The organism is Flavobacterium sp. Leaf82 (assembly GCF_001422725.1).
Classification (GTDB): domain Bacteria; phylum Bacteroidota; class Bacteroidia; order Flavobacteriales; family Flavobacteriaceae; genus Flavobacterium.
This window is the reverse complement of sequence record NZ_LMMA01000035.1, coordinates 21781-35068: the sequence shown is the minus strand read 5'-3', so window position 1 is coordinate 35068 and position 13288 is coordinate 21781. Positions and strand designations below refer to the sequence as shown.

At 36.1% G+C, this 13288-nt stretch carries 9 protein-coding genes; 5 read left to right on the top strand and 4 right to left on the bottom strand.

All coding sequences use genetic code 11. The features are described 5' to 3' along the window. Positions 1-215: 215 nt before the first annotated feature. The gene (locus tag ASF10_RS21220; protein ID WP_131726568.1) at positions 216-905 is read right to left on the bottom strand and encodes a hypothetical protein; all 690 of its coding nucleotides are present in this window, start codon (positions 903-905) and stop codon (positions 216-218) included. A 335-nt stretch (positions 906-1240) separates the two neighbouring features. Between ASF10_RS21220 and ASF10_RS21215 the strand changes: the two genes are divergently transcribed. Together ASF10_RS21215 and ASF10_RS21210 are read left to right on the top strand one after the other, a co-directional pair. Further along, positions 1241-2938: an AraC family transcriptional regulator gene (locus tag ASF10_RS21215; RefSeq protein WP_056254319.1), complete on the top strand. Its 1698-nt coding sequence runs from the start codon at positions 1241-1243 to the stop codon at positions 2936-2938. A 69-nt stretch (positions 2939-3007) separates the two neighbouring features. Continuing rightward, complete coding sequence (locus ASF10_RS21210; RefSeq protein WP_056253890.1) at positions 3008-3184, top strand: histone H1; 177 nt, start codon at positions 3008-3010, stop codon at positions 3182-3184. A 45-nt stretch (positions 3185-3229) separates the two neighbouring features. On the opposite strand, the gene ASF10_RS21205 is transcribed toward ASF10_RS21210, so the two are convergent. Continuing rightward, positions 3230-3613: a hypothetical protein gene (locus ASF10_RS21205; protein WP_056253887.1), complete on the bottom strand. Its 384-nt coding sequence runs from the start codon at positions 3611-3613 to the stop codon at positions 3230-3232. A 492-nt stretch (positions 3614-4105) separates the two neighbouring features. On the opposite strand from ASF10_RS21205, the gene ASF10_RS21200 reads away from it, so the two are divergent. From ASF10_RS21200 to ASF10_RS21190, 3 genes are read left to right on the top strand one after another with little or no spacing between them, the layout of a single operon-like run. Beyond that, on the top strand, positions 4106-7135 hold the full coding sequence (locus tag ASF10_RS21200; protein WP_056253885.1) for a SusC/RagA family TonB-linked outer membrane protein: 3030 nt from the start codon (positions 4106-4108) through the stop codon (positions 7133-7135). 16 nt (positions 7136-7151) lie between these two features. Continuing rightward, positions 7152-8543: a RagB/SusD family nutrient uptake outer membrane protein gene (locus tag ASF10_RS21195; RefSeq protein ID WP_056253883.1), complete on the top strand. Its 1392-nt coding sequence runs from the start codon at positions 7152-7154 to the stop codon at positions 8541-8543. After that, positions 8530-11142: a S9 family peptidase gene (locus ASF10_RS21190; protein WP_082472482.1), complete on the top strand. Its 2613-nt coding sequence runs from the start codon at positions 8530-8532 to the stop codon at positions 11140-11142. Before ASF10_RS21195 ends, ASF10_RS21190 begins: the two co-directional genes overlap by 14 nt. A 71-nt stretch (positions 11143-11213) precedes the next feature. Here the strand turns inward: ASF10_RS21190 and ASF10_RS21185 are convergent, their stop codons facing one another. Together ASF10_RS21185 and ASF10_RS21180 are read right to left on the bottom strand one after the other, a co-directional pair. Then, a complete protein-coding gene (locus ASF10_RS21185) occupies positions 11214-11450 on the bottom strand; it encodes a hypothetical protein (protein WP_131726567.1) in 237 nt (78 codons plus the stop codon). 96 nt (positions 11451-11546) lie between these two features. Further along, positions 11547-13088, bottom strand: coding sequence for a MauE/DoxX family redox-associated membrane protein (locus ASF10_RS21180; protein WP_117611397.1), 1542 nt, complete (start codon positions 13086-13088; stop codon positions 11547-11549). Positions 13089-13288 lie beyond the last annotated feature (200 nt).

The window sequence follows — 13288 nt, the reverse complement described above, 5'->3', positions numbered from 1 at the left end:
AAATAAAGATTGGAAAGAGTAATTACATATAGAACATATGCAGAAATTCTAAGGTTGTTCCATAAACTTAATACATTATGATTTTCGGCTTCCATCTCATCATAGGTAAAAAGACCTATGATGAAAAAGAGACCTATAAGATTTACTAAAATCAAGAGTGGAAATAAAATGCTTCGCAGTTTCATTCTAATAGGATTTTAATAATCTATTCAATTTTATTTGATTGCGTTTAAAAGAACCGTCAGATTAATATATGTCATTTGGTTCTCTTTCAGGAAGGGAACTGACGGCCTGTTTGTCACTGATGTCTTCCAATCAGGATCACGTTGTCTAGCCTCGGCATATAGGGAGTATCTCGAAATTGATGAAACTTTTAAAATTGTATCTTTTTCATCTTCTTCCAAAATTGAATCAACCACAACAGCTGCCTCATATGATACGATGTGTTCATATACCTCATCATAATCATCCTGCGCTCTACTAATTAAATCCGCAACAAATTCATTTAAATTTGTTTTTACAGCTATACTCAAATCGGAGTCATTAATAATTTCTACAAGTTTTCCTTCAGGATCTGATAAAATCAATGATATCAATTCTGGTGTTATAGTAATGACACTTTTACCTGTCATTTTACTATCTCCGCGTTTAGCCAGTAAAAAGAATACTTGATCAATTAAGTGCTCATTAGAGCTTGGATATCCATATTTAGAAACATAGAAATCAAGGTCATTGTAAAAATTAATACCTGTCTGTTCAAAAGGATTAAACTTATTAAAAGCATTTATTCCTTTTTCATTTGCATTTGGAACCACAGTGTTCACAATTTCAGAATTATAATCTTGGTCAGCTGAACATGAAAATACCAAAAAAGCGGTCATGCTCATTAATAAAAAACTTTTCATTTCTCAATAGTTTGACGGTGAGCGGGAATTACCCCAGTCCATTTCATCCGGATTGGCAGAACTTTAATTCAGCACCTTGCTGAACATTTTGCCTTTGAATTCGGAGCAAATCTATTTCGTAAAAAAGCCTTGCGCAAGCCATTGTGTATGGATTTCCATGAAATTACACTATGGATTTCATGGAAATCCATACCTCATTTTAACATAACAATTCCTTAACATTCAACTATTTAACCTATTTTTACAAATGGCTTTAGAAAGATAATCCTGCAGTGGCAAATTTTCTTCAGGATTCATTAAATCACAATGAAATATCTCTAAAAAATATCGCCCGTATGAGACAAAATTTAATATTTGTAATGCTGTTTTGTGTTTTTTATTCTGAATTCGGTTTTGCACAGAAAAGAGAATTAAAATCAACTGATTCATTAAAATATAAAACTTATACTTACCTAGACGATCAATTGTATAAGTATCGAGAAGACAGTTCGAAAGCGTCTGTATATCTCTTCAGTTATCTACATAAAGCTAAAAGAGAAAAAAACTGGAAACAGATAATTTATGCATACCAAAATATTCTTCATCATTCTCCTGAAAAATTACGCCTAATTTACGCAGATAGCATGATTTACAGTGCTAAAAGATCAGCTGACAATACTATGCTTGGCTCATCATATCTCTCAAAAGGAATAGTGTATTATGGTCGTAAAGATTATGAGAATGCTTTCCAGTATTACATTAAGGCAAATAGCTATATTTCTGGTTCAGATGATAAATATCTTATCAATAAGGTAAAATATCATATGGCTCAAATCAAATACTATCTTGGGTTTTATGACGAAGCCATTTCATTATTTAATGATTGCTTAGTCTACTTCAAAATTGAAAATACCACAGCTTATCTCAACACACTTCATTCAATTGGAGTGTGCTACAACAGAATTGGAAATTACGGACTGTGTTCTGATATTAATAGAAAGGGGATTAGTGAAGGCAAATCTATGGGAATTCCTGACATGGAGATCTATTTTATTCATTCGGATGGAATTAATGAATATTTCAAAAAGAATTATCATCTAGCAGTGTCAAAAATAGAATCAGTTATTGGAAAAGTAAAAGACAATAGAGATTTTGCTAATGAAACAGTAGGTTACTTTTATATCGGTAAGAGTTTTTGGGCAGTAAAAAATAAAGAGAGAGCCCTTCCCTATTTAGTAAAAGTTGATTCGGTTTTTCAAGACAAAAACTATATAAGACCTGATCTTCGTGAGGCATACGAGCTTTTAATTAGTTATTACAAAAATAAAAAAGATCTCAATAAGCAATTGTACTACATCGACCAGCTACTCCGAGCAGATACAATATTAAATAATACGTACAAATATCTTGTGACTAAAATACATAAGAGCTATGATACCAAAGAACTAATAATTGAGAAAGAAAAAATTCAAACTGAAAATAAGCAGATTCATAAAGAACTTGCAAAGGAAAAGCATTATGACTTAATTTTTGCGGGGGTTATATTGGTACTTTTTACTGTATCTTTTTATCTTAACTACAGGCATCAAAAGAATAAAAAGTTTTATAAAAAGAAATTTGATGAACTTATACTTGAATTAAACACCAAACCTCAAGATACAAAAGAATCGACAAAAGAGAAAGGAGTAATACTTGATATACCCTTCGAGACGATTACTTCTATTTTAAATGCATTACAGAATTTTGAAGATTCTAAAAAGTTTCTAGGAAAAGATCTTCGCCTCAATTTGGTCGCTTCAATGCTACATACCAACTCAAAATATCTCTACAAAGTAATTTCACATTACAAAGGAAAACGTTTCGTAGAATATATTAATGACCTAAAAATAGATTATATAATAGAATTACTAAAGAATGATAGAATGGCAAGAAAATATACTAATTCAGCTTTAGCAGAAATGGCTGGTTTCAGCAGTACGCAGCAATTTGCTCTTGCGTTCAGGCAAAAGACCCAAATGCCAGTTAATTTTTTTATCGAGCAAATAAGCAAATAATTCATTTTTTTGAACTCGTTTTAATCTGTAACTTTTACATTTGCTGCCGTAATTAAAAAAAAAGACAATATGAAAGATCTAATCGCAAAGATTAATGCAGAGATTGAAACATTCAAAACTGAATCTGATTCTCTATCGGAAAAAGGAGTTAAAGCTGCTGGAGCTCGAGCTCGTAAATCTTCTTTGGAAATTGAAAAACTTTTAAAAGAGTTTAGAAAAGTTTCTATTGAGGAATCTAAAAAATAATCGCTACATACTCAATTAAAAAGCCTTTCAGAAATGAAGGCTTTTTTATTTATTGGTCTGACGTTCCTTTTCAAGCAAATCAAATTGAATTCTTAAAGTCTTTTTTAGAATATTATAGTAATCAATTTTTTCCTGTGTTAATTTAGCCTCTAAGTTAAACGATTCTTCAACAATCACTATTAGCGATTCCAAACTTTTTAAGACAAATAAAGATTTAAAGTCTATTTTTAAGTAACGACTTATCGTATAAATCTTATCCCATCCACTAATACTTTCAGCACGCTCAACTCTTCCGATCATCGTTGAACTGTAGTCTATTTTGAGTCCAAGTGTATGTTGAGAAAAATTTTGTTTTAATCTACCCAATCGAAGCATACAACCAATCTGCAGATTAATTAAATTTAACTCTATTTCACTTGTTGTTTCCATTTAGTAAAAATTGAGAAAAAAGATTAATTTATTCGATACAAATTTGTATCGAATAGAATATTTTGTTATATTTGTCACAAATAATACATTCAAAAATGTAATTTTGCGACTCTTCAATTAAAATATTTGAAGCATTCGCTTTGAATCTCGTTTCAGAAAACTGGTAATTTTTAACGCACGAGATGATAAGTAAGATGCTCACGTCATAGGCGTGGGCTCACTTATTCGTGCGTAAGGTATACCAGTACCTCTGAATCGTTTAAGCTGAGTTCTACGCCTTTTTTACTTTAACTCCTCTTTCCTATTCATCGCAAATCCTTCATTATTTTTCTATCGCATTAGTAACTGTATACTAACCAAAAAAAATGCCTGTGAATTAAAATCAAATTTGCTTAAAAATTAAGCATAAAATTGGCCCTCAACGGCAGCGACCAAACTAGCGAAGAGGACCTTAGCTAATCAAAATCAATTTAACTAACCAAAACCAATATTATGAATTATTTTTCATTCTTCAAGGATGGAAAGGGATTTTATTGCCTAATATTTATAGGCTTTCTTTTTTCTTTTTCATCATCATTTGGCCGAAATATAGATCGGTATAATACATTTTTTCAGGAAAATCAGGTACACGGAACTGTAACTGATGGCTCAAATCCTCTGCCTGGCGTAACAATTTCGATAAAGGGTAAAACTAATAATTCATCCATTAGCGACTTTAATGGACAGTACACAATAAATGCCTTAGCTAAGGATACACTGATTGTCTCATTTATAGGATTCAAAACTAAATTTATTGCAGTAAACAACAGCACTAAAATTGACATTAAGCTGGAATATGATACAACTACGCTACAGGAGGTCCGGGTAAATGCTGGTTATTATTCCGTAAAGGAACGCGACCGTACGGGGAGTATTGCCCGGATTACCTCCAAAGATATTGAAACACAGCCTGTCACTAATGTTGTGGCAACCATGCAGGGAAGAATGGCGGGTGTGAATGTAATTCAGAATACCGGGATGCCTGGAGGTGGTTTTACCATAGAGGTTCGCGGACAAAACAGTCTTAGGGCAGAGGGAAATGACCCTTTGTATATTATTGACGGAGTTCCTTATTCTTCACAGACCATCGGAAGCAGGTATACATCAGGAAATATGCCTATACAAAATAGCCCATTAAACAGCATAAATCCCTCTGACATTGCTAATATCGAAGTATTAAAAGATGCTGATGCAACCGCCATTTATGGCTCACGTGGTGCAAATGGTGTAGTCTTGATTACCACTAAAAAAGGCAAAATAGGTAAAACCCGCTTTACAACTACCTACGCAGGAGGTATTGGTCATGTCACCCGTTTTCTAGATGTTATGGAAACTCCTACCTATCTTAACATGCGTCGTGAAGCTTTCGCAAACGATGGTATAGTCAATTACCCTTCATCGGCATATGATGTCAACGGAACATGGGACCAAAACCGTAACACCAACTGGCAAAAAGAACTTATAGGAGGTGCAGCTTCGTATACCAATATTCAATGCGCACTAACTGGCGGTTCAGAGCAGACGCAATTTTTGCTGAGTGGGAATTACAGCAAAGAAACTACCGTGTTCCCAGGGAATTTTGATTACATCAAAGGTGGTGGACATTTAAATGTCAGCCATGAATCAGCAAATAAAAAGTTCCGTATCAACATCTCCGCATCATACACTCTGCAATCCAGTAGTCTGCCTTCAGTTGACATTACCAGAAACGCCCTAACCATGGCTCCCAATGCGCCATCATTATACGATGAAAACGGAAATTTAAACTGGGAGAACAATACTTTTGAGAATCCTTTAGCCAGACTAGAGGGGAAAATTCAAGGGAACACAAATGACCTGCTTGCCAATGCACTACTTTCGTATGATTTGGGCACAGGTTTTACCGTTAAAAGCAGCTTTGGGTATACAAACCTGAACCAGAAACAGCTGACACTTTCTCCATCCACTATTTACAATCCTTCCTATGGCGCTGGAAGCGAATACTCAAGTGTTTACTCCAATGATCTTGTGCGCAGTTCTTGGATCGTTGAACCTCAGTTAGTATGGAACAAAAACATCGGAAAAGTAAAATTAGAAGCATTCGCAGGAACTACTTTTCAACAGCAAAAAGGAAATCAGTTTAATAGCTATGCAGGAGGGTTTGCCAGTAACAGCTTGATGGAAAATCCTGCTTCAGCATCAACCTATCTTGTTTTAAAATCTGATGAAAATCTATATCGATACAATGCCTTTTTTGCCCGAGTTAATTTCAATGTTCTTGGTAAATATCTCTTTAATTTCACTGGTAGACGCGATGGTTCAAGCCGTTTTGGCTCCGACAAACGATTTGCCAACTTTGGGGCAATTGGAGCTGCATGGGTTTTTAGCGATGAAAGTCTCATCAAACGAAATCTACCTTTTTTAAGCTATGGAAAGCTGCGTACCAGTTACGGAACCAGCGGAAACGATCAAATTGGCGATTATCAGTATCTAGATACTTACAGTACTTCAAGTCAAAACTACGCGGGAATCTCGGGTATGGAACCAACCAGGCTTTACAATGCTGATTTTGGCTGGGAAACTAATCGAAAATTAGAAGTGGCACTAGAAACCGGATTTCTAAACGATTGCATTTTCACCACTTTGGCTTGGTATCGTAATCGATCATCCAATCAGCTTGTTGGGGTTCCATTAGCAGGAACGACTGGGTTTAGCACCCTCCAAGCGAATCTGGATGCAGAAGTACAGAATAGCGGTTTGGAATTTACAATTCGAGCCTTGAACATAAAACAAAACGATTTTACATGGAGTACCAGCTTTAATATAAGCATTGCAAAAAATAAACTGCTGTCTTTTCCCGGACTAGAGGCCTCAACTTATAAAAACCAATATGTCATCGGTGAACCAACCAATATAATTAAAGTATATCGTTATAAGGGACTTGACCAAGTTTCAGGAGCCTACACGTTTGAAGACGTGAACGGCGATGGGATATTGTCACCAGCGGATGATAAAACAACCATTAAAAACCTGAACCCAAAATACTATGGCGGGCTTCAAAACCAATTTAAATACAAAAATGTTACATTGGATTTCTTATTTCAGTTTGTAAAAAAAGAAAATTTCAATGAAAATTTTGGAGCATCAATGCCAGGTACCATGTTCAATCAGGCAAGTGCCGTAACCAATCACTGGCAACAATCAGGTGATATGGGACCATATCAATATTACAGCACCAATAGTCCGGTTCTTAGGGCTTCCAATGCACGACTTTCCCAGAGTGATGCTGCTATTAGTGATGCTTCCTTTATTCGATTGAAAAACATTTCCCTCTCCTATGATCTACCGCTAAACTGGACAAAAAAATTTAATTGTAAACTCAGTTTGCAGGGTCAGAATGTGTTAATCTTCACCAAATATAAGGGAGTTGATCCAGAACTTATTACGCCAGGCTATTTGCCACCGCTACGAATTTACAGTACTAGCATACAGTTTACTTTCTAATCTTAATCCTCTTATCATGAAAATACCTCAATATAAAATAAACATATTTCTACTGTTCGTTATTTTTTTGGAACTGGTATATGCCTGTGACAATTTTACTGAAGTAGAACTGCCGTCTTCACAGCTTACCGCCAGAGCTGTATTTGAAACTAAAGAGACCGCCAATGCAGCCATGATCGATATTTATTCCAAAATCAGGGAAAACGGTCTTCTTACAGGCAAAAGCACTGGCACTGGAAGCCAATTTGGTTTGTATACTGATGAGCTAACCTATTATGGTCAATCAGGAACCGGACAGGCAAATTTTTACAATAATTCAATTCTGGCGTCAGATTCGGAAATTTCGGAGTGGTGGAACAGCAGCTATAGTCAGATTTATGCCGCCAACGCTGTTTTGGAAGGTGTCGCTTTATCCAAAACTCTAGAGGCAATTGATAAACAGCAGCTTACTGGTGAAGCGCTTTTTGTACGTGCCCTGATACATTTTTATCTGGTCAATACTTTTGGTCCAATTCCATATATCAGTACAACTGACTACAGGGCTAACGGTTCTGTGAAAAGAATGCCAGAAACGCAGGTTTATGAAAATCTTAAAAATGATTTACAAAAAGCGATTGATTTTTTGCCGCCAGCCTATAACGGAAGTAACAGGATAAGACCAAACAAAGGAGCAGCACAAGCTCTTCTAGCAAGAGTTTGCTTATATCTCAGACAGTGGCAAGAGGCTTCCAACGCCGCTTCTGCTGTATTGAACCAAACCGATCTGTACGTATGGCCATCTTCGATCGATTCTTTATTTGAAAAAGAAAGTCTCTCCACCATTTGGCAATTAATGCCTGCTACCGATGGAACTAATACCTACGAGGGGAATGTTTTCAATTTTTCACAAGTTCCTCCCCCAGTAATGGCGATCAGCACTACATTATACAGCAATTTTAGCAGTAATGATCTGCGTAAAACACATTGGATTAAGAGTATAACTGATGGGACAAACATTTGGTATCATGCCTACAAATACAAGCTTGCCACCAATACCAGCACTTCAATGGAATACTCCATAGTATTGAGAATGGCTGAACAATATCTTATTAGGGCTGAGGCGCGTGCACAGGCCGGAGACCTTATCGGCGCTAAGGAAGACCTAAACAAAACACGTAATTTGGCAGGACTTCAGAATACGACCGCCATTAGTGCACCTCAGATTATTGATGCAGTGCTAAAAGAGAGACAACTTGAATTTTTTACAGAATTCGGCCATCGATTTTTCGATCTTAAAAGAGCAGGATTACTGGATAACACCTTAACTCCGCAGAAACTGCAATGGAAAAGCAGTAATCAATTCCTGCCATTACCCGAATCAGAGCTACTATTAAACCCAAATCTCTCTCCGCAAAATGAAGGATATTAGATTGTCAAATAAAAGTCTTTTTATCAGGTTTACCTGTTTCATGTTTTGGTTAGTAACCTGTCCTTCTTCATTGGGACAGGCTAACCAAAAGCGACTGTTAACTCCTGAAGATTATAAGTTGTGGAGTAACCTGATACCTCGAAACTTGTCAGAGTATGGCAATTGGAGTGAATATCTATTGCAATATCCTTCTAGGAAAGACACGTTGTTTGTACAGCACAATACTACAGGCAAAAGGTATGCTTTTCCGCTGGGAAGGGATGGTCGATTCAATGCCGAGCTTGAATTTGGCTGTATTACCGGTGATACATTAATACTGCAAAACCTGCGCTCAGGCTTGCTGAGAAAAATTCCTCATGGTCAAGCACTGGGATTTTCAGCTGACCACCGATTCACAGTGCTTATTTTAAAGCGTTCCGATGGCAAATACAATCTTGAAATTATTGATGATTCCGGCAACTTAAAGGATAGTATAATGGAAGTAACAAACTGGCATTTTGATCCTGCCGGAAACGGTATTTTATACAGTACTAAATCCGCAGATAACTGTAGCATTGGGGTATTTCAATTAAAAGGAAAAATTGTAAAAAAAACAATCTTACAGGCAAGTAAATCGCCTTTTATAAGTCTGGCATGGAAAGAAAATCATGTGGCTTTCATTAAAAATGAGGCTGAACACATGCTACTTTATACTTACGACATAAAACTAAAAAAACTTTACGCTTTAGATCCTACGACCGCTAAAGGCTTTCCGTCGGATATGACTATTTCTGATAATCAGGCAAGCAGTCTGATACTTTCCAAAGATGGTACGCGCCTGATTTTCTGGCTAAAAAATAAAGGCGGTGATAAAACCCAGATTGATCCCAATGCCGTGCAAATTTGGAATGCAAATGACAGGGTTTTATTTGATTACAAGAAATCTTATGGAGACATCCGATATTATGATAAAATGGCAAGCTGGTCGGTGGAACAAAACGTAGTTCTGCCCATTCAGGACAAAGAACTGACACAAGGTTTTTTAAGTTCCGATTACCGCCATGCCTTTATTTATGATCGAACAGCTTATGAGCCCCAAAATAATCTTTTTGGTCCTTATGATTTATACATACTTGATCTTGAATCTGGGTTGAAAAAATGTATTGTAAAACAATATACCTCCGAAAAAAAGCCCGCAGGATCGCCCGATGGGAAATACTTGTGTTACGTGAAGGATGGGCACTGGTGGGTATACGATATTCAGAAAGAATCCCATACTAATCTAACGCATCAGATTTCCGAATCTTTTTTTAGGGAAGACAATAATATACCTGACGAAAAGCAACCCTACGGCATTGGCGGCTGGACTAAAAATGGAAGCGTTATTCTCTACGACAGATTTGATCTGTGGCTGATGCCGTTGGACGGGCAGACTGCAAAAAGACTCACAAAGGAAAGAGAGACGAACATAACATTCAGGTTAAGGGAATTCAGTTCCGATCCAATGTACGGCAGTGACACAGAGTCGAAAAAATGTTTCCTAGATTTGGAAAAAGGTTTTATAATAGAAGCAGTAAATAAGGACACCGGGAATTCAGGACTATTCAGATGGAATGCTAAAACAGGACTGTCGCAGATTGTCTGGAAAAACAAAAAAATAAATCAACTTATTAAAGCGCAAAACAAAGATATTTACCTGTATTTAGAGCAGAACTTTGAGTCGCCACCACGCCTAATGCTGTTTGACGGAAAAGAAAAGGAAATTCTACAAAGTAATGTCCAGCAGAAGCATTTTTATTGGAGTAAAAACCAGCCCATCGAATATGACGTGAATGGAGTTAAAACAAAAGGAATTTTATTTTATCCTGCCGATTACAAGGCAGGGATGAAGTATCCTTTGCTAGTGCACATTTACGAGCGACAGTTTGCCTATTTGAATGATTATGAAAACCCTTCCGAATTCTCCCCTGATGGTTTTAACGTTAATCATATCGCAGCGAAAGGTTATTTTATACTGTATCCAGATATTCAGTATAAATTTGGAAATTTAGCTCAATCCGTTACGCAAAGTGTGCTTTCTGCTGTTGATAAAGTAGTGACGATGGGCATGGTTGATCCCGCCAAGGTTGGGATTATGGGACATTCGTTCGGAGGCTATGAAACCGATCTCATTATCACCCAGACAGATCGCTTTGCGGCCGCAGTTTCTGGTGCTGCCTGGACTGATCTAGTAAGCTGTTATTTGTATGTGAGTGGGACTTCTAAAAGACCCGATTTCTACCGCGCTGAGAAAGACCAGCTTCGGATTGGAAAATCACTGTACGAAGATACTGAAAGTTACTTGAAAAACTCACCTGTTTTATTGGCACAAAATGTAAAAACACCTTTACTGGGTTGGACAGGAGAAAACGACAGACACATTCATTCTTTTCAAAGTATGGAATTTTATTTGGCTCTGCGAAGGTTAAATAAAGAACATACCTTACTGGTGTATCCCGGCGAAGGTCATCAGTTAGATCAAAAGCAAAATCGGAAAGATCTGACCAACCGGATTTTGGAATGGTTCGACTATTATTTGAAAAATGGAGACCGTAAGGATTGGATGAATGCAAATCGATAAGAATTTCCTTCACTGTAAATAAAATGCCGCCACGTAAAATCTAGGTGGCGGCATCAGTTAAAATAATTTACTTAAGGAGTGTTTCTCTTAAGCGGCACATCACAATTATTACCTATTTTTTCAAATAATTGGGTAGAATTATCACTCGCCAGACAATCGTAATTTCCGTTATTAGAACACTGCTGATCAATAGCGCATTTATCTGGTGTCGCGACTTGTCTGTAGCCTTGAACGGCAAAAGCCGCTTTATTTTTTGCCATCATATTTGTGCTGGCAGCACCAGCCAATCCCAGTGCAACCACTGCCATTGGCAAAACGATTTTAAAAACATTTGTTTTCATAATAATAGTAATTAATAGGGTTAATGATCTACTCTTTTTTACAGGTTTTCGATCAATTTCCTGCTATTTGGCCAATAGATTGTTTGTAACTGAATTATTATAGTTGGAAGTGATTTGAGAGTCCAAATGATACTGGATAATATAATCACCCAGCAGTACATACAATTTGTCATTTTGTACCGCAAAACTTTTCATTTTTTTTCCATTGATATTATAAACATAAAAGCTTAAAACATAACTTCTTTTTTCAAGATCATAAATATCAATTATGCTGGCCGATTTCCACACCCGATCATCTTCATATTTTCCTGGGATAGCTGAATTTACAAACAGCAGATTATTATAAACCGCACTACTTTTATTGACATACAATGGAGGTGCTGCAAAAGTTCTCTGATGGCGTTTTTTATCCTTTGCAATTTGTAATTGTGCCTTTGAAATAGTATCAAGCGTATTTCCTCTGTAGTTGATTTTTAATTCAGTATTCGCCAGCGTAAACTCATTACGATAAGTATACAGATAAATGATATTTTTCATATGGGAACTGTATGCCAGCTGTCCGTCAGTATCAAAGACTCCGTCCACCTGTTTTTGCAGTATGTCAGGATTTAAAATGGTTTTGTTCGTTTCCCCCATTTCTATAAGTCCCAAGACTGTATCACCGTTTAATTTACTAGTGGTACTAACAGCTATTTTACTAGAATCAATTGCTAGGGCATTTCCAAAATATTCTCCTCCTTGATGAATCATCCTGGCTTTCCAATCGTACACCTGGCCTCTGAAAATACATGGTACTGTTCCATCCACTACAAAAAAGTATGGAGGCTGCACCAAAATTTTCACACCTCTGAAAGGAATGTCTTTTCGATCTATATCTATCATCTTTTCCTTGGTCTGTACCAGCTTGGAATCCAAAACCATCATTGATAGCTGAGCTGAATAATTTCCTAAGTAAATATGAGAATTGTCTAGTCCGGCAATGTAATACGAATTCATTTTAAGATCCAGATCAATTGTCTTTAGTATCGGATGCTGGGGAAAGCGTCTGATAAGTCTATTATGATAATGTACAATATTTTCAGAAAGCATAAACAATGTCGATACTATCCCAATACCACTTATTGTTACGGTAGATAAAATGACAACCAAGCTTTTATTTTTCATTAAAGAACTATTCATTTTAGTACTTCGATTGTAAAGCAGAATTCCTAAAAAACCTAGAAAAACAAATACCAGATTAAAAATCATGTGTGATTTCCAGTCTAGTTTTTCCAAAACTCCTCCGCAGGAACAGGGAACAAACGATGTATAATTTAAAATAATAAAAATATAGGCCGTAAACATTACCATTAATCCATAAGCAGAAATCAGCCCAATAATCCTAAACTTTGGTATAATTAACAACGTACATATAATAAATTCAACTGTGGGAACAAGAACAGCAAACCATTCTGCAAACGCACTCAAAAGGGGAGATTGACCCAACTCAATTTTGAACTTTTGAAAATCCATTAGTTTACTTGTTGCTGCATAAACGAATAACAGTACAAATAGAAGACAGATGATTTCAATAATAAGATTTCTTATATGAGGACGAATGTTCATAATATTGAATATTAATTATTTTATAAGCTAAAAAACCATTCTTAAAAAGCATACACAAAATTAAAACCTTAAATTGAAAGAAAAAACATCAAAAACAAACCAAAAAGTATCAAAACCATACCAATTTACTTTCGGATAGAATGCAATAAAAAATGCTTTACAGATTAAAAATTCGTAAAGCATTTTCAATTTTAAAGCTT